Annotated in this window: 23 protein-coding genes; 5 read left to right on the forward strand and 18 right to left on the reverse strand. The window is 52.9% G+C overall.

Annotated elements, in window-relative coordinates; all coding sequences use genetic code 11:
* Positions 1–418: 418 nt before the first annotated feature.
* The 4 genes from WCI03_12330 to WCI03_12345 all read left to right on the forward strand — a co-directional run bounded on the left by WCI03_12330 (position 419) and on the right by WCI03_12345 (position 4363).
* Positions 419–1210: a sugar phosphate isomerase/epimerase gene (locus WCI03_12330; protein ID MEI8140638.1), complete on the forward strand. Its 792-nt coding sequence runs from the start codon at positions 419–421 to the stop codon at positions 1208–1210.
* A gap of 78 nt (positions 1211–1288) precedes the next feature.
* Entirely contained in the window at positions 1289–2464 is a 1176-nt protein-coding gene (gene lpxK / locus WCI03_12335) for a tetraacyldisaccharide 4'-kinase (GenBank protein MEI8140639.1), read from the forward strand.
* Positions 2433–3557 (forward strand): lipopolysaccharide heptosyltransferase II, encoded by a 1125-nt coding sequence (gene waaF, locus WCI03_12340; GenBank protein ID MEI8140640.1) that lies wholly within the window; start codon positions 2433–2435, stop codon positions 3555–3557. Before lpxK ends, waaF begins: the two co-directional genes overlap by 32 nt.
* Entirely contained in the window at positions 3554–4363 is an 810-nt protein-coding gene (locus tag WCI03_12345; protein ID MEI8140641.1) for a glycosyltransferase family 2 protein, read from the forward strand. Before waaF ends, WCI03_12345 begins: the two co-directional genes overlap by 4 nt.
* A gap of 7 nt (positions 4364–4370) precedes the next feature.
* Here WCI03_12345 and WCI03_12350 read toward each other — a convergent pair whose 3' ends face one another.
* Genes WCI03_12350 through WCI03_12370 form a run of 5 tightly spaced genes read right to left on the reverse strand, consistent with a single transcriptional unit; the run spans position 4371 to position 8770 of the window.
* Positions 4371–4910 (reverse strand): DUF2304 domain-containing protein, encoded by a 540-nt coding sequence (locus WCI03_12350; GenBank protein MEI8140642.1) that lies wholly within the window; start codon positions 4908–4910, stop codon positions 4371–4373.
* Complete coding sequence (locus WCI03_12355) at positions 4907–5662, reverse strand: glycosyltransferase family 2 protein (protein ID MEI8140643.1); 756 nt, start codon at positions 5660–5662, stop codon at positions 4907–4909. Before WCI03_12355 ends, WCI03_12350 begins: the two co-directional genes overlap by 4 nt.
* Positions 5663–5707: 45 nt before the next feature.
* Positions 5708–6706: a glycosyltransferase family 2 protein gene (locus WCI03_12360; GenBank protein MEI8140644.1), complete on the reverse strand. Its 999-nt coding sequence runs from the start codon at positions 6704–6706 to the stop codon at positions 5708–5710.
* Positions 6707–6746: 40 nt separating this feature from the next.
* Complete coding sequence (locus tag WCI03_12365) at positions 6747–7532, reverse strand: glycosyltransferase family 2 protein (GenBank protein MEI8140645.1); 786 nt, start codon at positions 7530–7532, stop codon at positions 6747–6749.
* Positions 7529–8770, reverse strand: a complete 1242-nt coding sequence (locus WCI03_12370) for a glycosyltransferase family 4 protein (GenBank protein ID MEI8140646.1) — start codon at positions 8768–8770, stop codon at positions 7529–7531. Before WCI03_12370 ends, WCI03_12365 begins: the two co-directional genes overlap by 4 nt.
* Before the next feature lie 22 nt (positions 8771–8792).
* On the opposite strand from WCI03_12370, the gene WCI03_12375 reads away from it, so the two are divergent.
* On the forward strand, positions 8793–9005 hold the full coding sequence (locus tag WCI03_12375; GenBank protein MEI8140647.1) for a hypothetical protein: 213 nt from the start codon (positions 8793–8795) through the stop codon (positions 9003–9005).
* Here the strand turns inward: WCI03_12375 and WCI03_12380 are convergent.
* The 13 genes from WCI03_12380 to WCI03_12440 form a co-directional block, all read right to left on the reverse strand.
* On the reverse strand, positions 8963–9259 hold the full coding sequence (locus WCI03_12380) for a type II toxin-antitoxin system RelE/ParE family toxin (GenBank protein ID MEI8140648.1): 297 nt from the start codon (positions 9257–9259) through the stop codon (positions 8963–8965). The genes WCI03_12375 and WCI03_12380 overlap by 43 nt on opposite strands.
* The gene (locus WCI03_12385) at positions 9244–9477 is read right to left on the reverse strand and encodes an addiction module protein (GenBank protein MEI8140649.1); all 234 of its coding nucleotides are present in this window, start codon (positions 9475–9477) and stop codon (positions 9244–9246) included. The genes WCI03_12380 and WCI03_12385 overlap by 16 nt, the downstream gene beginning before the upstream one ends.
* Before the next feature lie 114 nt (positions 9478–9591).
* Positions 9592–10308 carry a DUF3102 domain-containing protein gene (locus tag WCI03_12390; GenBank protein ID MEI8140650.1) on the reverse strand — a complete coding sequence of 239 codons (717 nt, stop codon included), beginning with the start codon at positions 10306–10308 and terminating at the stop codon, positions 9592–9594.
* Positions 10309–10421: 113 nt separating this feature from the next.
* Positions 10422–11435, reverse strand: a complete 1014-nt coding sequence (locus WCI03_12395; GenBank protein ID MEI8140651.1) for a glycosyltransferase — start codon at positions 11433–11435, stop codon at positions 10422–10424.
* 5 nt (positions 11436–11440) lie between these two features.
* Positions 11441–12412, reverse strand: coding sequence for a glycosyltransferase (locus WCI03_12400; protein MEI8140652.1), 972 nt, complete (start codon positions 12410–12412; stop codon positions 11441–11443).
* Complete coding sequence (locus WCI03_12405) at positions 12409–13272, reverse strand: DUF5672 family protein (GenBank protein ID MEI8140653.1); 864 nt, start codon at positions 13270–13272, stop codon at positions 12409–12411. The genes WCI03_12400 and WCI03_12405 overlap by 4 nt, the downstream gene beginning before the upstream one ends.
* Entirely contained in the window at positions 13269–14372 is a 1104-nt protein-coding gene (locus WCI03_12410) for a glycosyltransferase family 4 protein (protein MEI8140654.1), read from the reverse strand. Before WCI03_12410 ends, WCI03_12405 begins: the two co-directional genes overlap by 4 nt.
* Positions 14369–15466 carry a glycosyltransferase family 4 protein gene (locus WCI03_12415; protein MEI8140655.1) on the reverse strand — a complete coding sequence of 366 codons (1098 nt, stop codon included), beginning with the start codon at positions 15464–15466 and terminating at the stop codon, positions 14369–14371. Before WCI03_12415 ends, WCI03_12410 begins: the two co-directional genes overlap by 4 nt.
* A 28-nt stretch (positions 15467–15494) precedes the next feature.
* Positions 15495–16319, reverse strand: a complete 825-nt coding sequence (locus tag WCI03_12420) for a glycosyltransferase (protein MEI8140656.1) — start codon at positions 16317–16319, stop codon at positions 15495–15497.
* 173 nt (positions 16320–16492) lie between these two features.
* Positions 16493–17572: a hypothetical protein gene (locus tag WCI03_12425; protein ID MEI8140657.1), complete on the reverse strand. Its 1080-nt coding sequence runs from the start codon at positions 17570–17572 to the stop codon at positions 16493–16495.
* Positions 17562–19253, reverse strand: coding sequence for a hypothetical protein (locus WCI03_12430; GenBank protein ID MEI8140658.1), 1692 nt, complete (start codon positions 19251–19253; stop codon positions 17562–17564). The genes WCI03_12425 and WCI03_12430 overlap by 11 nt, the downstream gene beginning before the upstream one ends.
* Complete coding sequence (locus WCI03_12435; protein MEI8140659.1) at positions 19250–20824, reverse strand: hypothetical protein; 1575 nt, start codon at positions 20822–20824, stop codon at positions 19250–19252. The genes WCI03_12430 and WCI03_12435 overlap by 4 nt, the downstream gene beginning before the upstream one ends.
* On the reverse strand, positions 20821–21206 hold a 386-nt coding region (locus WCI03_12440; protein MEI8140660.1), incomplete at its 5' end, for a glycosyltransferase. The genes WCI03_12435 and WCI03_12440, both read right to left, overlap by 4 nt.

Below are 21206 nucleotides of genomic sequence, written 5' to 3' on the forward strand. Positions count from 1 at the left end.
TTAAAGCGCACCAGATGGTTGCGTTCGAAGGCGTATAATAGAAATCTGATTCAGTCTGGGTTCGTAGGTACATGGCGTACCTGCGAGCCCTTTTTTCTTTTAAATTTCATTAGCATCCCATAGAAATCCTAATCCTAATCTTAATCGTAATCGTAATCGATTGCCCCGGAAAGGATTACGATTACGATTATGATTACGATTACGAAAGAAATTTCAACAATCACAATCTCGCAAACGGTTCTAAAATATCAGCAAATACAGGGTTTTTTGATCATGAAATGTCGCCTATGGGATGACAGTGTTTAAATTTGGTAACCGAGGATTTTGGGGCTTTTGAATCTCTTGGAGTAAATCGATTTTGTTGTTAGCATTTCGGTCAGTTGTAATTTTGAGAGTTAATCAACGAAAAGGAAGAAGCATGAAAATTAGTCAAGTAGCCGCACAATTGTACACACTTCGAGATTATCTTAAGACCCCCGCTGACATTGCCGTGACCTTGAAGAAGGTTCGTGAGATTGGGTATGAAGCTGTTCAGGTTTCGGGAATGGGCCCCATCGATGAAGCCGAACTCAATCGGATTTTGGAGGGTGAGGGGCTGATTTGCTGTGCCACCCATGAGGATGGCAATAAAATCATCAATGAAACTGGTCGGGTGATTGAGCGTTTGCAGAAGCTGAACTGCCATTACACGGCCTATCCCTGGCCGGCAGGCATAGATTTTACAAAACTTGAAAACGTTTTAGATCTGGCGACCAAGCTGGACGCCGCCGGGAAGAAGATGCGTAAGGCGGGGCAGGTGCTCACCTATCATAACCACGCCATCGAATTGATGGCGGTGGAGGGCAAGACGGCCTTGGATTGGATCTATGAGACAAGTGGTAAGAAGAATCTTCAGGGTGAAATTGACACCTTCTGGATTCAGAACGGTGGCTGCGACCCTGTGGCCTGGTGCAAAAAGCTCAAAAACCGGCTGCCCCTGATTCACCTCAAGGACTATACTGTGATTGAACATAAGCCCAGCTTCGCCGCCGTCGGGCAGGGTAACCTCAATATGCCGGCAATCGTCAAGGCCGCCGAAAAGGCTGGTTGCAAATGGTTTATCGTTGAGCAGGACGACTGTTATGGGCGTGATCCATTCGGCAATTTGGCGCTGAGCTATACGTATCTCAAGGGCTTAGCCGACCAGGATGAGGCCGGACTCTCTACCTGATGGCGTAGTGCTTGTCCTCCCACTTGACTCACATTGCCGGTCAATGGCATCATGCCCCGCTGTTTTTGTGGAGAACATGTGAAATCAAGCCAGTTAGAAAATTTAGAGACATTTTTGGTGGATTTGATCCAGCGGAAGGATACCTCGCGGATCAAAGATTGGCGTGTTCTTCTGCTTCTCTGGTTTCTTCGGCAGGCCTCGTATGGGTTTAAGGGCATTGTGCGCCTGCGTCACTTTCTGTACGACCAGGGTATTTTCAGGCACCACACCCTGGGCTGTCAGGTGATCAGTATCGGGAATGTGACCGTTGGCGGGACGGGGAAAACCCCGGTTGTAGAGGTGTTTGCCCGTACATTGCAGAGTCGGGGGCGTAAGGTGGCTATTCTGAGCCGGGGTTATAAGAAAAAGGAAGCCCCCATCATGACCCGTCTGGTGAACAAGCTTCTACTGCGTGAATCAAGCACGCCTCCGCGCATTGTTTCGGATGGAAACAAACTTCTGTTGGATTCAGCCTTTGGTGGTGATGAGCCTTACATGCTGGCGTCCAATCTTGCGGATGTTGCCGTCTTGGTGGACAAAGACCGTGTTAAAAGCGGTCGATATGCCATCAGTCGATTGGGCTGCGACACGTTGATTCTGGATGATGGGTTTCAGTATCTTTCGTTGCGGCATCATGTGGAAATTGTGCTGGTGGACAGCCGCAATCCCTTTGCCAACGGCTTTATGTTGCCGCGCGGATTGTTGCGTGAGGATGTTAAAAATCTGGCAAAGGCCCATTATATTTTCATTACGAAGTGCGATGGAAGCGATAACAGCGCCTTAAAAGCTGAGATTCGAAAGTTAAACACGAAGGCGGAAATGATCGAATGTACTCATCGCGCACGCTACCTGAAGAACGTTTTCACTACTGTGCGTGAAGAGCTGTCATTCTTGAAAGGACTCACCGTGGGCGCTGTTTCCGGGATTGCCGTACCCGGTGGGTTTGAGCGGGAGCTTGAACATCTCGGGGCCCGTCTGATCCAGAAGGTTCAGTTCGCCGACCATCATCGCTATACTCAGCAGGAGATTATTGAGGTTATCAACAGCGCGCGTAACAGTGGGGCTGAAGCCATTATCACCACCGAGAAAGATGCGGTTCGTTTTCCCCGTCTTGACCGATATGACCTTCCGGTCTATTTTTTGAGGGTGGATATCGAACTTCTGTCCGGAACGGAGGACTTCAATGCCTGTATCGCCCGAATCTGTTACAAATGAGTCGTCTGATGGGACTCCCCGGTTGCTGGTTGTAAGCTTGAGTTGGTTGGGTGATTGCGTGATGGCCATGCCGGCGATGGCGGCCTTTCGCAAGCGTCTGCCACATGCCCATATTACCATCCTTGCCAAGCCCTCTGTGGCAACACTCTGGACTTTATTCCCCGGAATTGACGGGGTGATCCCGCTGCAAAAGGGGTTTGGCGGAATGCGGGAGACCATCCGGCTGGTGAAGGCGGGACGCTTTGATTTTGCCTATATTCTCCCCAATTCTTTCAGATCAGCTTTGATTCCCTGGCTGGCGGGGATTCCTGGCCGGCGGGGCCGGTCCGGGCAGGGGCGGCGCTTGATGTTGACTGAGTCGGTGCAATTATCCGAGTCAGCGCTGCGTGGCCATCAATCGTTGGAAATTGCAGAGATCATGCATATTCCGCCCAATTGTTTAGAGTCACCCCCTTTTCTGGTTGTTCCCAAAGCTGAACATGAAAAGGCGCTTCTGCGGCTTCCGGGCAACCGGCCTTGCGTTGCATTTTTCCCAGGGGCGAGTTATGGGCCGGCAAAGCGCTGGCCGGCTGACCGGTTTGCCGTATTGGGGCGCAAACTGGTGGCAGAGCAGGGATGCAGTGTCTTGGTTCTGGGGAGCAAGGCTGACAGATCGATTTGTGATGAGGTTGCCGTTGGCATTGGTGGAGGCGCCATGAATCTGGCCGGTGAGACAGAACTTACCGAGTTGACGGCGCTATTGGGACTATGTCGGGTCGTCGTGGCCAATGACAGCGGTGGGATGCATCTGGCGGCTGGTCTTGGGGTGGGGGTCGTGGGAATATTTGGAGTTACCGATCCCGCCAAGACGGCACCCGTGGGGAGTCGAAGTCGGGTGCTTTGTGCTGAAGGGGTGAGCCGTTCCCGTGATATTGCCCGTGATTCGCTTGAAGCTCGTACGGCTATGGAAAGCATTGCGGTTGAGACGGTCTATCAGGCGGTGTTGAGCCAGTGGCCAGTGGGCAGTGGCCAGTGGCCAGTGGGCAGTGAGCAGAGGGCAGAGAGTAGTGAGCAGTGGGCAGTGAGCAGTGACACACACAGCAGTGAGCAATGAAGATTTCAGTCATAACCCCCAATTACAATGGTGCACGTTTCCTGGAGGAATGCGTGCGTTCGGTGCATTCGCAAGTGGGGCCCGGCATTGAGATTGAGCACATCGTGATTGATGGCGGGAGCAGGGATGGATCCCTGGAGATTCTTCAGCGCTACCGGGCCGGGATAACGCATCTGATTTCTGAGCCCGATCAGGGGGCGGCATCAGCCATTAATAAAGGTCTGCGGTTGGCGACCGGGGAAGTGCTCTGCTGGCTTAATTCGGATGACCGCTATTGTCCGGGGGCGTTGGCCCGGGTTGCCGGGGTGATGCAGGCCCATTCAGGGAAGGCGTTATGTTTTGGTCATTGCCCGATTCTGAATGAGGAGGGGATAGAGATCCGGCAGTCCATAACACGGTTTAAAGAACTGTTCTTTCCGTTCTCTTCCCGTTTCACGATTCAAAGCATCAATTACATTTCCCAGCCTGCGATGTTTTTCAGACGCTCGGCCTTTGAGGCAGCGGGGCCGCTGCGTGAGGAATTGCGGTATGCCTGGGACTATGAGTTCATCCTGCGGTTATGGCGGCAGGGGGGAGGCGTGCATCTACCCGGCGGACCTCTGGCAGCGTTCCGGTGGCATCCTGGGTCGCTGAGTGGTCAGGGGTTTGTGATGCAGTTCCAGGAGGAACTGGATGCGGCGTTGGCCGATGCCGGCAGGTATTCAGTTCCAGGCTTGCTTCACCGTGCTGTCAGGTGGGGAATTGTGACAATTTACAGCCGAATGCAGAAGGCCAGTGGGCAGAAGCCAGTGGGCAGTGGGCAGTGAAGGCAGTTTATTTTCCTGACTGCTTCTTTTCCAGTTCCGTAATACGGAGTTCCAGCTCGGCGGCATGTTGGCAGATCCGACGCTGATCAGCGCGTAACTCTGACAGAGCCAGTGAGAAATCGAATACGACCAGCAGGAGAAATGCGAACACCACCATGGTGATGGCACTGACATATTGCATGCCGGTCAGGGAGGCCAGCCAGCCGACAGCATCCGGGTAAATGGCGAATATCAACAAAATGATACCGGTGAAAACCCACAGTAAAGCGTAGCGCTCTTCCATGGCAAAACGTCGCACTGCCTCCAGTGTGATCATCAAGACTAGGGCGCTCAGAAAGCCAAGGACAATACGCATGCGAAATACCGTAGTGGCTGCATTTTTGTCCTGAAAAAAAGAAGGGTTGTAAGCCGCCAACGCACAGCCGATCCCGATGGTGATCCAAGCCAGACCAAGAAAAAAACGTTTCTGCGTCTGGGTCACCATGCGAATGCCAAGCCCCATCATGCCGAGACTGAGAACGCTTAAAGAAATCTGCTGAAGGGTCACGGGAGCTCCTTGATGATATTGTGTCGGGCGTAGCGGATATTGACGGTGCGGGCACGATCAACTGCCAGGGCCAGTCCGACTTTGAGCATGTAGTAAAACGCTCCCCCTGAATGGATGGAAGACACTCCCGTCGTGCGAGGTCTGAAACGTGCGCCGACTTCGCGGAAACGATAGCCCTGACGGCGAAGAAGCGCCAGTGATTCGGGCTCGGGATAATCCAGCGGATATGATTTTGAAAAATATGAAATCAGGGGGCGATTCATCATCTGAAAGCCGGAGGTCGGATCTGTGACCCGGGTACGGCAGATGAGGGAGAGCAGTAGCGCCAAGCCTTGAATGCCAGCATAACGGAAGGTGGTGCTCTTATAGGAGTCCTTATCGTTCTCCAGGAACCGTGAGGCGACCACGAGATCCACATCGCCCTCAGCCATGGCCGCTACCAATTTGGGGATTTCGGAAGGAGGGTGTTGTCCGTCACCGTCACAGCGGATGATATAGTTGTAGCCATGGGTATGGGCATAGCGGAAACCGGCTTGAACAGCGCCACCCACTCCGAGATTGCAGGGGAGATCAAGCACCAGAACACCCTGCTCGCGTGCGACTTCAGCCGTACGGTCGAGGGAGCAGTCATTAATGATCAGAATATGGGTGCCGGGGGCTACAGCCCGGACTTCGGCGATGAGCGAGGGAAGTGCGGCCTGCTCGTTAAAAGCCGGAATAATCACCAGTGTCTTTTTCAGAATGTCGTCCATGACCGAAGACGATACTTGAAAAAGGGTTGGTTGTTAAGCCGTTAGTTAATATCCCGAAATACTTCGGCAGGTGCGGCGGCGGAGGTGGGTGAGTACCCAGCGAACGGATTGGAAAATCTGCGGCGGGGTTATGGCGATCAGCCAGGCACCGGATTTGTGGAGGCGACTCTGGTGGGCGTGACGGACATGCTTGTTGAAGGCTGCCAGAGAGAAAGCGCGGTCTGCGCGCAAGTAACCATACCAGAGCATAGAGCCGGTGCCATGGGCATCGTCCATGGCGTCGCTGGCGTTCTCGCAGGCGTCCGCCCCGTAAATGGGCTCCAGGGCTTTAGTCATCCGGGACCAGCCGTACATGACTTCAAAGGCCGTGTGACTCCATGTGAAGATGCGGGCAGTGCCGCAACGGTTGAGGACGAGGGGTTTAGCGATCATGTAAAGATCATGGCCTTTAAGAAACTCCAATATCATCCCCACATGTGCGAAATAGCTGCCGATATAACGCTCGCGATGAGCGGTTTTCCACAAGCGGTGATTCACAATGCAGGCGCCGATAAATCCAATGGACCAGGCTTCGGTTTTAAAAAACGTTTCAGCATCTTTACGCGTGTCTTGCGAGAGGGGGAGTGATTGCTCATGCAGAACCAAGGTCAGTGTTTCGTCTACTGAGGAGTAGTTCGCATAAATGAACGGTAATTCTTTGTCTGCCTTCTTCAGGATCGAAAGTACTGTGGGAATGGCCTCGGGAACCATGCGGTCATCTTCACCCATGAGCCAGGTATACTCGCAGGTGCAGATGTCCACGGATTTGAGGATATTCCGGTCAATCCCCAGGTTTTCAGGGTTACGGTCATGAATGATGCAGGGATAGTCTGCCTGAAGTTCCCGGATGACTTCGACATTCGTGTCATCAGTGGAGTCATCCGTGATAAAAATAGGAATGTTATCGGCGCGGCCAGACCGGATAATGGACTGAATGCAGGCGCGCAACTGATCTGGCCGTTTGTAGGTTGGAATGCATACGCCAAGTTTGGTGTTACACGTCATATTTTGTTTCCCGTAGGGACGCCGCTTGCCAGCGTGCCGTCTATTTAATGCGTTTGATAGCGCCTTGCGGCGCGCCGACAAGCGGCGGCCCTACAAAACCCAATTTGCGAAGCAGGCGACCGCCAAGGACTAAGGAGGAATACCACATGGCAATGGGGATGGGGAAATGGCGCCATAGAAGGGCGATATAATCAGCCTCCAGGGTGAGGTCACGTGAGAGAGTGCTTGCGCCGGTGGCGTCATTATAAATGGCAATGGTAAGCGGCAGATATTCAAAGCAGAACCCGGGGTCATTGAAACATCGCATATTAAGTTCCCAGTCAGCCTGATAGCGGTAACGGGGATTGAAAGGATGTTTGGCTAATGCTGCTCGTGGATACAGGACAGCCTGCTGGCAGAGATTAATCCGCGCTAATTTGGCAGCGGAAAAAGGGCCATCATAGGTGCGCCCGGAATGTTTCCAGTAAGCATTCCCATAATAAATGGTATTGGGCTTTCGCAGGCAGGGGATGAGTTGTGTGGGGGAAATGGCCAACTCGTCATCACAGCCCAGAAACAGAACCCATTGTCCATGAGCCTGCCGTAAGCCTTTGTGCATAGCATCATAGATTCCTTGATCAGGCTCGCTACTCCAGAAACTGATTTTGCTTTCATGGTTGCGAAGAATCTCGGCAGTTCCATCCGTTGACCCACCATCAATGACGATAAATTCAATATCAGCGCTGGCATGCTTGGTGACGCTGTTAACGCAGGCCTCAATGGATGCCGCCCCGTTGCGAACAACGGTGATAATGCTGATCACGGGAGATTGTGCAGGGAGTGTCACAACAATTCCTTATACAAAGCTTGATATTGGCGGGTGATGATCCCGGTATCGAATATGGTTTCTGTTTTTGTTCGGGCCCTGTCCGAAAATTGAAGCCCAATAGTTTCATCGGACAAAATCATTTTGATACCTTCAGCCAGATCGCTGGACTCAAATGGGGTGGCCAGGTATCCGTTGACGTTGTGATCGATGAGTTGGGGAATTCCTCCAACGTTGAACGCCACAACGGGGGTGCCGCAGGCCATGGACTCCATAATGGAGTTGGGCAGGTTTTCCTGAATGGAACTGGACACGGTCACATCGGCGGCAGAATAGACCTGACGCATGGCGGTCTCGTCTTTCAAAACACCCAGAAAACGGACCGGAACGCCGGTGTTTACCGGTTCGGAAGGGGCCGTTTGCCCCACTACCAGCAATTCAATTTTATCCTTCCACCCTGACGCGGCCAACTGCTGTAAAGCAGACTCCAGATGGCGGAACCCCTTGTTGAGATCGAGCGTGGCGTTCATGGCCGAAATCAGCACGAATTTCCGGTTTTGCGGCAGGGTGAGCGCTTCCCGGGCTTTCTGTTTTGGAATCGGGTGATAGAGGGCGGTGTCGATGCCGTTGGGGATGACTTCGGTTCGGCAGTGGCCGAGTAGTGAACTATTCTGCGAGCACTCTGCCAGCCAGTGACTTGGGGTTACGATGGTGAAGGGCTGGTGTGCCCAATATTTATTTTTTCGCGCCCAGATCCATCTGCTCAAGTCGTCAGGTTGGGCGGAGTCAAGCTGGGGGCACATCCCGCATTCTTTTTTATATAACGCACAATTTCCGGGGACATGGCACCCGCCGGTGAAGGCCCAGGAATCGTGGAGGGTCCAGATGATCGGTTGTGTGAGTTTGCCGATATCAGGGATAGACATGAAGCCCCGGCAAACCCAGTGGAGGTGGATGACATCCGGCTTTAACCTTTCGATTTGTTGGATAATTCGAGTGGGCATCCATTCGGTGGCCCAATGGGTCGGGGGGCGGCTCCAATAGGGGAGCGTAGGTAAAATTTCCAGCAGGGGACGGTACTTCCCGAGCCATCTTGCAAGATCGGTATCGCGTTCGTAAACGGTATAATCCCCGCTGGTCTTGGTCTGAACCAGAATACGGGAATCTGTTCCAAGTTCCCGCAGTCCCTGATGGAGTCTCCAGGCTGCCTTGGCGGCGCCACCTTCGATATCAAATGTGTTGAGATGAAGAATTTTCATGAGTGGAGAATTTTAGCTTTTAATGCCGCGAGTCGCATCAGCCATTCGTTTTAAGCCCTATCTTGATCCCCTTCAAACCCAATCATTTAACATCGAGGCACAGGATATACAGGATAAGATTTGGAAGACTGCAGAGTTTCGGGATATCCGGTTAATGCTTTTCCCGTATGTACCGATGGAGCGGATCGAATCTTATGTTCTGTCGGACCATCGTTTCGGATTTCGTTTTGCGTGAAACACGGCAAGGATAACGATGTGATGGTTGCCAAGGACAAAGAAGATTTCATAAGGAAACCGCCGGAGAAGTGCTCTGTGCACCGTCTTGTGCACGAGAGGATGCTGGAGCGGATTTCTGACGATGCTCGCTAATGTTGCGTCAAAGGTCAGGAGAAACTCGGCGCCAAGTCCTTGAACCCGAGACTCATACCATTCAAAGGCTTCGCTTAGTTCTGCTTCCGCCTCTGGCCGGATGATCAACTCGCGAGGCACACTCGACTCCTAATGCGGGCTCGAACTTCACTCCAAGGAGAGCCCTCTCCGGGATTCTTGTGATAAGCATCGAGCCGACGATCAAGCTCCGACTTCTGCTCCTCGGTAAGAACGACCGCATCGGGCACTTCAGAGACACTATCCCAGATATCCTCGACGAGGATGATGCGCTCCGGCACGCTCAAGCTTAAGAAATCTGTTTTGGTTAATGTGCTCATATCGATTGAACTATATCCAAGCCTGTCTTACATCTCAATCATTCATTAATTCGCACGATGAGTTTCGGCGCGTCAGCAACTTATCCGAGGTGAGGTTTGGCCTCTTTCATGTTCTCATCGCGTGGGTTTCTTCTTGGTGGCGGGCGTCGCCCAAGCAGGCCATTTCAATACGATGCCGCGCAAGCGTTCGATCGCCTCCAGGACACGTTGTTTTGAGTCGCCGGTCAACGTTCCCTTTCGTTTGCGAATTACCGCAAGTTGGCCGGACAGCAGTCCCATGATCCGCTGGGCGTCAGCGGCAACGTCCTCACGAGTCTCACCCGACAACACGACGTCCATAGAGGCAGGTTTCGGCTTCTGAGGGGCCGTCTTGCCCTCCAAGGCGTCCAGCGCCCGATCCAACGAGCGGACACTCATCTGGCTGAGGGCCGTTTGCCGCCCGGTCCGCGGGTCGGTCAACAGCGTATCGGGCGTGAGGGTAGCGGCCTTCTCATCAGGCAACGCGGCGAGGCGATACAGAACGGTGGGCTCCAGTCCGAAAAAAACCGAAGCGCTTCCGTTTTTTTCGGCGAACCGGGCGACCCGCATGTAGTTCTGCGCGGTGTCCGCCGAATAATGCACGTGATTTTTCAACCACCGCAACCAGGCGGCCTTGTCCGGCGTCTTGTCGAGCGCGTCCTTGGCGGCGATGAGTTCGGCGCCAATCTCAGCCACAATTCGGCCCAGTTGTTCCCGCGTCTGCCGTTCCTCTTTCTGCAACGCCAGGATTCGCTGGGTATGGCGTTGGATCTCGGGGTCAGCCAGCACGTTCGTCGTTGTCGATTTGCTCATCGTTTCTTCCTCGGTCAATCTTCATTTTGAACATTTTGTTAAATCTGTCAAAAATCCAGGTCTTCTATCTGCCGCCCCGCCTTCAATGGCAAATGTGTTGAGATGAAGAACGTTCATGAAAGTTTCGCTTTTAATGCCGCGAGTCGCATCAGCCATTCGTGTTGAGTCCGTTGTTTGTCACGGGTGCCTAGTGATGATTGATGATAGCGGGTGGCAACCCAGAATCCAAGTTTGGCGCTATGCATGCAGGTGCGGAACCAGACGTCGCCAAGGATGGATTCCAGGGCGTCCGGCGCAAACGTACGGGCTGACTGGTTGACGTCGATCAGGCGGGTTAACCATACTTCCGCCTGATCCAGTATGGCGGCCGTCATATCTAGGCGCCCCATGGCTAATTGTCGGTGGAATCGCAGTTCGTCCGGACTTGGGGCAAGACCCAGGGATTGCAATTGTGTTTGGATGATCCGAACGGCCTGATCATCCATGGTTGACCAATCGGCAACAGTCAGGCTTTTGCCATGGATGCGGTAGCGGAGCAATACCTGCGGAAGATTGGCGGCTGGCAAGGTGCGTAGGGCACGGGTCCACAGCTCGAAATCTTCCGTCGGGAAAAAATCGCCGTTAAATCGTAGTTGATCCCGTTCTATCATGTCCCGCCGCAGCATCATCGTCGGATGGGCGAACGGGGTGTCGAGCAGGGTAAAGGCCTGTATTTCCGCATGGTGCAGGGGCCTTTTAAGAATCGAATGGGATGAACCGCCAAAATACCGGATCCACGTTCCACAGAGTCCGAGCTCCGGATGCTGCTCCATGAATGCCGCCTGAATTTCGAGTCGGCGGGGAAGGCTGATGTCATCGGCATCCATCCGGGCGATATAGCGGCCTTGAGCGTGATCGAGCCCGAGATTCAGGGCGCCGGAAAGTTTGAGCCGGGCAGGGCTTTGAATCAGGCGGATTCGTGAGTCTTTAAAATCCTCGATGATAGAGACCGAATCATCGGTGGAGGCATCATCAATGATCAAGAATTCGAAATCCCGCAGGCTCTGGCGGAGGATGCTTTGCATCGCCTTTGCCAGATGGGCATTACCGTTGTGAACAGGCATTAAGACTGTGATCAAAGGAGGCATAAACGTTATATGGCAGTTACGACGGTGGTATTGATGGAGGATTTCAATCGATCTCCATTCAAGTCCGTGGGAATTGCAAATCCTATGGGCTCAACCCCTTCCATGAATGAAATCGGGAAATCCGACGGCGGATCAGGGATTGCGGCAGCATCCCGGATCCTGTAATAGACCGTTCCTTCGGGCGCAGGAAGGTAAACGCCATAACGGCGATTTTCCCGGACCTTGGCTTTGCATCCAGTTGGGTCAGTGAGAATGTCTGCCGCGACCGGCTTGACCATGTAGCCCATCTGGAGCGGCTCGCCTCTACTAAAAAATCGGGAAACCATGTCGTCCTCGGCGCCCAAGGAGGAGTCTATCAGGTCGGCGCCTTTGCCCTTAGTCGTTTTCCAGGGGCCAAGTTGGCGCCAGACTTCAGTTCGTGTCAGGCTGGGAATTCCTGAGCCGCAGATACCGGGCATGGTAAATCCACAGGTCCGAACTTTGACGCCACGTGAGGAGGTGACGGTTTTGCGGCGTCTGAACTGCAGGCCAAATCGTTTGAATTCCTGTAGGGCCATCGAGCGATTTTTGAGGCAGGAGGTTTCAAAACGTTCGATCAGGGTGCATTTTCGTTGGAAATCGAGCCCAATGCTCCCAATAAAACGATGCTGATCCAGAATTTCGACGAGGTCTGCTAGCCAGTCGCCTTTCCCTGTGAATTGAACGTCTTCAGGCCAGATGATAAGATACTGCCCCTTAGCCATGTCGACCATCTGATTCATGGCGGCGGCATGGGTTTGCTTCTTGAACAGCTTGTGTTGCACCCACTCGCAACTTTCGATGTAGTCGCGAATCCCGGGCTCTTCAGATTCATTATCTGAAACGATCCATTCAATATTCGGGTATTGAAGGCAAAGGTGTGCGGATTCAAGGGTTGCCCGGAGATAATGCAGTCGGTTCCAGCTCAGGATTCCGATGGTCACAAGTGGCAGGGTCATCGTTTACTCCTCAAGAGGGGGAAGCGGCTATAAATTTGTTCCAGGCGATCTTGCCAAGCGTAGCCGGGCAGTGTGAAGTTGCGGCCCAGTGACTTGAAGTGCGGTTGCCAGAAGGCTGGATCGAGTTTATGCCAGGCATGGCACCCAAAGGGAAGTTGAAGGTTATTCCGCTCATAACATTCTGAGGGTTGTGTTTCAAAGGCGAACGCTACCGCGTCATCAAATGAGGGTAACCGGAATTGGTCTCCGATACATTCTGGCACGGCAATACCCCAGAAAGCGTCTTCGTGGCGTGTTCCCCAAAGATGTCGAATCTCCGCAAATTCGGTAAGGATCCTATGCATTGTTTCCACGCGGCGGAGAGAAAATCCTCCATTACCCACAACATAGTGGCGGGGTTGATCCGGGAACCGCCGCCGCCAACTCCATTCAGGCAAACCGGCATAGGTGCTTTCCTTGGTGGGGAATTTGACACCCAGCCAGGGAGCCCCGATGTAATCAAAGTTGTGCTCACACCATATATTCAGCTCGTCCTTGAAAACAAAAGCGTCCAGCTGATGGATTAGAATATGGCGGAAGTCCAAGAAGCGTGCATAAAATTCAGGAGATAACATCAAGCGGTTGTAGCCGGCCACATCGGTGAAAAATTCAGGCGCAAATCGTTCGCACGGAAACGCTTGCAGGGGCTTGGGCAGGGGTAATCCTGTGGGGGCAATTGTCTTGATGGTATGTTTGCCAAGAGTTGCCAGGCATTGGTTAAGAGACAGCTTTTCAAAGCGATCCAAGGTGGTCCGGTAAACAATCAGAATTACACAAACATCACATTTGGCCACAAATGATTGAGTATTATGCGTGTTCATCGTTTTTGTATCAGATTGAAAAGAGTGTGGTGGCGCTGGCGCCAGAATTCAACATCCAAGTGCTGAACGGCTCTTTCACGGGCCGCGATCGACATAGCCACGTGGTTTTCAAGTACTGACTCAATCGCGACGGCAAGTTCATGTGCTGTTGGGGGGTGGTCGTTTTCCCAGTCGAGTGGGGCGGGAACTCCAACTCCGGCATCAGGGCCAACCAGTTCCGGGACACCGCCTGAATGCGAATACACAATTGGAAGTCCGCAGGCCATGGCCTCAACGACGAGGCGAGGGCAGGGGTCATTGAATTTCGGGTGTAGCAGGAGATCCGCTTCATGCATAAGCGCAGGTGCTTGCTCCTGGGTATAGACTCCCCTCCAGTCGATGGTTTCATACAGATTCAAGCTTATCGCTAAGTTTTGAATCTCGCGCCGACAGGCGGTTTCGTCGGGTCCCCAGCAATAACGTCCGGCAATGATCATTCGTGCGTCAGGGTGCTTTTTGTGAAATTCTGCAAATGCAAGAAGAGAGGTCTTCAGCCGATAACGGAATAGATGGCTACCCGAGACAAGGATTGTCGGTGAGCCGGTAGGCTGGCCGAACCGGGGGCCTGGGAAAAAATCATTTGTGTTTACGGGGTTGAATAAGATTTCTCCAGATCCTGTTCGTGGCCCCAGATAACGTTCTGCGCTTACACGACAGAAATCGCTTTGATAGAAAACCCAGTTCGCTGCGTGATAGGCAAGGGCAAGGGGCTCATTTGCCTGTTTCCAACCCTGCGGATGCCAGGCGGGATATGCAACTCCGTTCTGGTTGAGTACAATCGGGCAGCCCGCCCGCTTGGCGGCACGGATCAAGACCTGGAGGTGGGGAGGGAGGGCGCTGCTGACCAGATAAAGGAGATTTGGTGAAACCGGTGTATTAGGGAATTGCACTTCTAAATCCTGACATTTGATAATGCCGCCAGAGGCGGATTCAAAGCGGGAAGGGAGCTTTTCGTAACCATAGAACACATGGACTCTCCCGTCGCGTTTGGGCGTCCGCCAGCGCTGGTACTCGATCAGCGCCATTTTTATAAGCCACAGATATGTAAGGAGTGGTTTCATTTCTCTGCCACAAATCCTTCCAGGAATTTCTTCCATAACGGTGTCTGCCGGCTGTATTCATTATCTGCGGCGGTAATGAGCCCCGCGGACACAGCGCGATCTCGCTCAACTGGATGCTCCAGGCACCACTGTGCCCAATGAGCAAGACCTTCCACGTTATCGACGTCAGTCATCCACCCGTTCTCTCCGTGACGGACCATATCCATGGCCTGCCCCACGCGGGTTGTTACCAGTGGGATGCCGCTGGCCATCGATTCTAAAACCGCCTTGGGCCCACCTTCCTGTCGGGATGTAATCATGTAGAGGTCGAGGGTTTGGAATAATTCTCCGATATCAGCGTAATGGGGTAGATTAAAATGACGGTAGGGTATACCCCTTTTTTTCAAACCAGCCTTGATGTACCCGCGGGCGGGGCCTGACAAGACGACGCATAGTTCGGGAATGCGAGATTTTAATGCGGCCATAGCCTGCACAAAGATATCAGGTCCTTTGATTAGTTTCGGTTCAAGCCCATCGCCCCAACCGATCCCGTCTTTTTGAAATGAACCCACTACTGTAGCTGATTGTGGAATGCCGTATTTAGCCCGGAATTGCTGTTTAAGTTCAGCCGTTTGCTTTTGGAAGAGAGAGAGCGTGATCCCGATGGGAATAAGGTGTAGTTTTGCAGGGGCAATGCCGGTGGTGAGCAGGACGTCCCGCATTTCACTATGACTGACCTGAACCCGTGCCAATCGGTCATGATGTTGCTTCACTTTATTGAAAAGCTCATCAAATTCCGGAACGCCGGTGCCGGGTTTACCGTGGAAATAGGCGACTCCGATGCGATGGGAAGAGTGGAGCCAGTCATCAGATAAAAGGTAGAACTGGCTTCCATAGAAGAGGGATTGTCGGCGGGATCCACGCTCCCAGCAAGGTTTTGCCACTTGGATGCCGAGTGAGGTGGCGACGGCGGAAATAGCCCGCATTTCCTCGTCAATCACCCAGGAGGCTGTATCGCTGATGAAAATAAGACGGGAATAGGGTTGCCAGAAGGAGGCAATGGTACGCCTTCCGAGGGTAATGGGGATTTGGGCAAGGTGGGAGAGGGGATTCATGAGAGGAGAAATGAGAAGTATGGGTTATTCATGGGTTGAGCCCCATAGCTTCAAGATAACGGCTAGTAATTTTGCTGATTTCTGGCACCTGGATACTCGCTTGGAACTGCCGATAGTTTGCTGCAAGTTGCTCCAGCAACAGGGGTATTTCGAGGGGATCGGTAAAGGGCAGGCCGGCTTGTCCGGTAATCTCCGGGTGTCCACCGCTATTCAGGTACAGGGAAGGAAGTCCACAGGCCAGCGCCTCCAGGAGGGAATTGGAACAGGGATCATTCCGGCTGGCGGTGATGTAAATGTCGTTTTGCCGAAGCTCCTGAGCCAAGTCGGCCGAGGGGCGAGGTGCCTTCATTTGAATGTTTTTGAAGGTAATAGGGGAACGCCCGATGAAGGTGTATTCATACCGGGACCAGTCAAGATACTCGTCCAACCACTGGTAGACTGGAGCCCCTTTATTGATGTTGTCGGACCAACTCACGGAGATTATTTTGATTTTTCGATTGGTGTCGAAGGGGAGGCGCCCTTTTCGATGAAAAATGGCGGGGTCAGTGGCGTTCGGGACTACCATCGGGTTTTTAAATTCCAATCCCAATTCCTGGTGTTTCTGGAGGCTGTAATGGGATTGGAAGATTGTGGCGTCAGCCAACTCCCGGTTGATGTGGCAGATGTGGCGGTCAGTACCGTCATCAAACCCGCGATAGACGCCAATAGGCCCATCAACCCGGTGAACCATCCGGCAACCCTGGTGACAAAACGCCTTTAGGCGCGCGGTATCGAAATTGAAAGAGTTGAAAAGGCAGGCCCGGCTTTTTTTTGAAATGGCGTTGCCCTCAATCCGGAATCCACGTTTTTCCATTTCGTTCCAAATCGCCCTCATGAATTGGTGTCCACCTCCGGCAGGTGGGGGTGCGAATTCGTGGAAGATCGAAATATCAAACTCCCGCCTTCGTGCTCGCAGGAGGTCAATGTGAAGCGCCATCGTCTTTGTTACGGTTCTTAAAATATTGAAAGGATGGACCATGATTCAGTCTAGTGGATATGTGCTTTCACTTGGGCGCAGATGTAATCGGCGACGACGGGTTTAGTCAGGATGGTTCGGGCATAGCGGTCAGCCGCCTCAGTCATAGCCTCAACCCGGGCATGGTCGGCCAGTATGGATCGGAGCCAGGCGGCCCGTTCCATCAGGGTGACTTGGGCCAGACGCGTCATCACTCGATAGCTTGCCGGATCATTCAGGTCGGCCTTCATGTTAAATTCGCCGAGGGCTGGGAAGAGTTCCAGATAGTGGACGCCAGATTTGAGCGTGAAGGGCTCGGGAACCTCGATGAGGGGGGCGGTATCGAGAATCAGGGGGCGGCCCATCGCCAGGCTTTCGGTAGCTTTCCAGGGAAGAACGGCATGGGGGAGGGTGTTAACCACGGTCATGCGGGCGTCGAAGATCCGTCGGGCGAATTCGCGCTGGTTCATATTCGGATAAACTGTGGAATGATCTTCAATCTGTTTGTTAGCCCGGCTCGTCAACCGGTAACAACCACTGATACCGGCTTGTATCAAGGCCTGCTGGGTTTGGTAGCGAATCCAGAAATGATAGTTGGCGGGGGTAATGATGGCTGCCGGATCAGAGAAAATGGAAGGGGTGCCATCACGTCGGGGATTGATGTATACCCCGGTCACATGGCACACATCATACGCACGATGCTTCCCATGCCAGAAGACGTTCCAAGCCCGGTGACGCGGGTAATGGTCGAGTTGATCGGCAAAGAACATGAATGGCACAATTTTTTCGCGATGGGCTGATGTTTCCGTTTTGGCCAGAACCCGGTCGGTGACGGGCCAGTTCAGGTTGGCCTTGAAATAGACATCGCAGAGTTTCAGTGCTTCGATGTCATAGAAGAAGACATGGTCACTCATGTCGAAGAACACGAGATGTCCATCCACACGGATCCAAGCGCTTTCGTGCTCCCGGGGCTGGGTGATCCTAGGAAGGGGGCGTGGTTCAAAGGTTGGTTTCGCCCCTTTGTAGCGGATCAGGGCTGAGAGGAAAAAGCCATAGAAACCGTTGAAACCCCGGCGCTGGATGAGATTAGACTCGAATATTTCAATTCGCATATTGATTAAAGCCACTGTTGGATTCCCCAGGAGAGCGGACACCTGGGGTATGGATAGTGGGTTCGTTCGTTGGGTTTAATTGGTAGATGAGGATATCAGGGTTTGTGAACGAGTAGGTGGGCCATTTGGGTACATCGCGGTATATGAGACAGGCGTCACTCGCTAACTTTCTGTACAATTCCCTGCGTCTCCACAGAACCGCCTGGGCATTTTTAATGGGTTGCACTTGGGGGTAAAAAAACCGATCTGAAGCAAGGCCGCAGACAACGACAAATTGGAACCCCTGTTCGCGCAAGCTCTTTGGGGATCCCATATCGCCGAGGAAAAAATCCGTCTTCAGATGGTATTGTTCAATGAGCGGGCACCGGGTAAAGGGGAAACGGTTTGTGTCGCCGGGCCCCTCGAGCCCCGCATACGATTCAGCCGCAAGTTTAGAGCCAGCTGGGATGTTCTCGAAAATCCAGTTTCGTACACGTTGACGGCTATCATCGGCGAACTGCCGGGTAAATGAAATACAAGGAGGGAGCTGCCAGGCTAAAATGAGGCCGATGATAACAGTCAGGGTCATGGAAAATATGAACCGATGTGGAGTGAGCCGTCTAAGAAACAGGCTGAACCCGATGGCGGCAAGAAAATAGATTTGCACGGTGATCGGGAGGATGTAGCGGTGGAAAGGGATGGTGTTGAATGAGAGCAAAATGAGCCAGAGCGTGGATGACAGCAACATTAACCATAAGCCTGGTGGCAGGCTCCTGAACCGTGTGAAACATGTGACTGCGATGAGTCCTATTCCGATCCATACGGGGAGAAGGGTTTCACGAGCCAGCACTGAGAAAACAAAGGTATTGGGTTGTCCCATCGTTAACTCAGAATGCCCCTCGCGGCCGTGTTGGTAGGCTGTTTTCAGGGACTGGGCGGCGGTATCGCTGAGTCTGAAACTATACCAGTGCGTAAAGGCTCGATGATTGATCAAGAGCATCACGGCCAGGGCGACCCCTAGGATCAAGGCTATTCTTCGGCCCTTGACAGCCCATTTGCTGGCAGGAATCAATAATGCCACCATGCACGCGAAGATGAGTCCGACTATGCCGACATATTTCCCGGAAGCGGCCACCCCGCCTGCTGCCCCCAAGGCCATCCAGCAGAGGGTGCGGACACCAGATGTTTGGGGCCGACTTGCTATCAACGCAGATACCAGCGTGAACGCGATTCCCATGACTAGCGCCGCATCTTCTTTCATGTAGTGCGCATAAACCATCAGTGGTGGACAAAGTCCCACGATGAGTGCGGTCAGTATCAGGCCGGTGAAACCTGCAAGGGCGTAACCTGCCAAAGATAGCAAGATGACGGTGATGGCGGTATAGAGGGCCGAGACATCCCGTCCAGCCTCAACAACCGACTGGGTGGACATGGGCGTTCCCAAGGCACGAACGGCGAGTATGGAGCCTTCCAAAAGTAACATCGGGTGATTAAAGTTCAACGAGTGTGCGGGATCCATAACCTGTGCTGTTTTACCCGCTTCGTCCCCGTGATAGAAGAACGGGAAATCGTTTGAGGCCGTATATAGTTTAAGGCAGACTAGAAACCAGATTCCTAAGAACAGGCTGACGGCAAGAACGTGGTGTTTTCGTCGAAGCGTATAACCCGTATGAATGGTGGATTTGAGAGATGTTTGTTTCATGGCAAAAACATGAATTGGTAATCGCGCATTCTGAAATATGTGGAGTAGTAGCGTAGTTTGTAATTCCGACTTTGAATCATTCGTACGGGGGCAGCGATTGCCGGAGAAGAGAAGATGCGCATGAGGACATTGCTGCCATCAAGAATTTCCATGGTGGGCGTCCGGCTTGATACCCTGGTGTCGATCAGTTGGCTCAACGCTGAATGGGCGTCGGGGCGTTGGACGTAAACAATGTGCTCATTGAGACGTTCGCGTTCTTTCATAAGGTCATCCATGCCCAGTGTGTCTACTCCCAGAAAGAACCAGGCACCCTCGAAATCCACGACAAACGCATTTTTCTCCGATCTCCCGGGTGGAGCGACGACCGGCAGGATTCCGCTCCGAACCAGATAGCCCAATGCCTCAATTCCTGTTTCCTGATAGGATCGTGATCCGTAGGTCGTGCGCATCTCATTTGGCCCCAAACGGAAGATGACGAGCAAGGTCAGAACTCCCGATAGTAAGCCTCCCGTGATAAATATGATGAGGCCGTGGCGTAATGGTTTCAGGAACATCCAGACAAGGATGAGGGAGGGTGCCGCTAGATTTATGATATGGGACGTCCAGGCCCCTCGTCCGGATACGCTTAACACGACGAACTCCCAGAGCCATTGGATGGCGGCAACTTTTACCAATGCGCCTTCCCGCCATACACGGGGAATAGATATGGCAACAGGGGCAAGAAGGGCGAGCGGCCCGACCAGTATGATGAGATTGCTCAAGACGCCCAGTGGTTCGAAGCGAGAGTGGGTGACAGGTTGTACTACCGAGTGGAGTCGTGCAAGGACTCCCCGGGGAAATCCCAGGGAGACGGTGTAGAGGTGCCAAACCAGAATGGCTATCAGTGGCAGCCAGGCAAATATGAACACCAGAGGATGACTGAAGATTCGCCTCAATGATGAAACTTGATTCTCAGGGTGTTTCCAGACCATGAAAAGGATGTTAAGGATTAGCGTCAAAAAGAAGTCAACACCTGCGCCCAAGGCGAATGTCAGGCTCAGTGCATAGAGTGCCGCTGTTCGATGGCATGGCTTTTGTTTCCATTCGTGCAACCGCCAAAGTGAAAGGAAAATGCCAGTTAACTTGAATAATTGGTAACCTGAGTTTGCTGCACTTATTCCGACATGTACCGGTACAACGGCCAGAACGGCGGTCACCAGAATGGCATCGCGGAAGCCGCACTGGCTGCGGATGAAGGCGAAAACTGACAGCAGTGAGGCCAGTCCGATCAAACTGTGCGTCAGGGCGAGGGTGAACGGATTAATGGGAACACCCATCCAATCAAAAAACGCCTTATAAATGACATAGATTCCACCCGCCTGGGTGTATCCATGCGGAAAGCTCAGGAGCCGGTCAACAGTAGTGCGGAACACCGTTCGGCCAGCGTCTGCAAAATCCAGCCGCATCGGGTAGGCTATGTGCTCTGGTATATCGTTGCCGGGAAGATGAAAGAAATGAGGCGAAGCGATACGGATCCCCAGTGCCGCTGCCAACAGGATGAACAGAATGAGCCAGTGTGTAACGCGTTTCATGTCTTGGATTCTGACGTAAGGGCGCGATGACAGGCTGCGAGAATACCGTTAGCAAAGCTCTCAATTCGTCCATAATGCATAACGGCCGTTCGCGCCGCCTCTCCGAAAGCCGTTCCTTCCTGAGCGCATGCTTGTTGGATTCGCTCCGCCAGCACGGCTGAATTTCCGGCAGGTGCAAGGAGCAAGGTTTCGCCATCACGAACGGTATGCTGTGACCAGATTCCCTGAGTTTTGGTCAATACGACGGGTTTGCCGCAGGCCATGGCCTGCAGCGTCACACTTTGCCCGGAGGGTTGGAGTGTGGGGTGCAGGGGAACTACTACACATCGGGCCCCGCGGTAAAGATCCCTTAATCGGATATCCGTGATGCCTTGTGTGTACG

This window comes from bacterium, from assembly GCA_037143175.1.
Classification (GTDB): domain Bacteria; phylum Verrucomicrobiota; class Kiritimatiellia; order CAIKKV01; family CAITUY01; genus JAABPW01.

What these genes read in the sequence shown, in the direction of transcription:
- WCI03_12435 (MEI8140659.1), bottom strand. Translation starts at nt 20,824, where the DNA reads ATGAAACGCGTTACACACTGGCTCATTCTGTTCATCCTGTTGGCAGCG.
- WCI03_12360 (MEI8140644.1), bottom strand. Translation starts at nt 6,706, where the DNA reads ATGACGTGTAACACCAAACTTGGCGTATGCATTCCAACCTACAAACGG.
- WCI03_12345 (MEI8140641.1), top strand. Translation starts at nt 3,554, where the DNA reads ATGAAGATTTCAGTCATAACCCCCAATTACAATGGTGCACGTTTCCTG.
- WCI03_12390 (MEI8140650.1), bottom strand. Translation starts at nt 10,308, where the DNA reads ATGAGCAAATCGACAACGACGAACGTGCTGGCTGACCCCGAGATCCAA.
- WCI03_12400 (MEI8140652.1), bottom strand. Translation starts at nt 12,412, where the DNA reads ATGACCCTGCCACTTGTGACCATCGGAATCCTGAGCTGGAACCGACTG.
- WCI03_12330 (MEI8140638.1), top strand. Translation starts at nt 419, where the DNA reads ATGAAAATTAGTCAAGTAGCCGCACAATTGTACACACTTCGAGATTAT.
- waaF (MEI8140640.1), top strand. Translation starts at nt 2,433, where the DNA reads ATGCCTGTATCGCCCGAATCTGTTACAAATGAGTCGTCTGATGGGACT.
- WCI03_12415 (MEI8140655.1), bottom strand. Translation starts at nt 15,466, where the DNA reads ATGAATCCCCTCTCCCACCTTGCCCAAATCCCCATTACCCTCGGAAGG.
- WCI03_12395 (MEI8140651.1), bottom strand. Translation starts at nt 11,435, where the DNA reads ATGCCTCCTTTGATCACAGTCTTAATGCCTGTTCACAACGGTAATGCC.
- WCI03_12420 (MEI8140656.1), bottom strand. Translation starts at nt 16,319, where the DNA reads ATGGAAAAACGTGGATTCCGGATTGAGGGCAACGCCATTTCAAAAAAA.
- WCI03_12425 (MEI8140657.1), bottom strand. Translation starts at nt 17,572, where the DNA reads ATGCGAATTGAAATATTCGAGTCTAATCTCATCCAGCGCCGGGGTTTC.
- WCI03_12410 (MEI8140654.1), bottom strand. Translation starts at nt 14,372, where the DNA reads ATGAAACCACTCCTTACATATCTGTGGCTTATAAAAATGGCGCTGATC.
- WCI03_12355 (MEI8140643.1), bottom strand. Translation starts at nt 5,662, where the DNA reads ATGGACGACATTCTGAAAAAGACACTGGTGATTATTCCGGCTTTTAAC.
- WCI03_12370 (MEI8140646.1), bottom strand. Translation starts at nt 8,770, where the DNA reads ATGAAAATTCTTCATCTCAACACATTTGATATCGAAGGTGGCGCCGCC.
- WCI03_12430 (MEI8140658.1), bottom strand. Translation starts at nt 19,253, where the DNA reads ATGAAACAAACATCTCTCAAATCCACCATTCATACGGGTTATACGCTT.
- WCI03_12405 (MEI8140653.1), bottom strand. Translation starts at nt 13,272, where the DNA reads ATGAACACGCATAATACTCAATCATTTGTGGCCAAATGTGATGTTTGT.
- WCI03_12385 (MEI8140649.1), bottom strand. Translation starts at nt 9,477, where the DNA reads ATGAGCACATTAACCAAAACAGATTTCTTAAGCTTGAGCGTGCCGGAG.
- WCI03_12375 (MEI8140647.1), top strand. Translation starts at nt 8,793, where the DNA reads ATGCCGCGAGTCGCATCAGCCATTCGTTTTAAGCCCTATCTTGATCCC.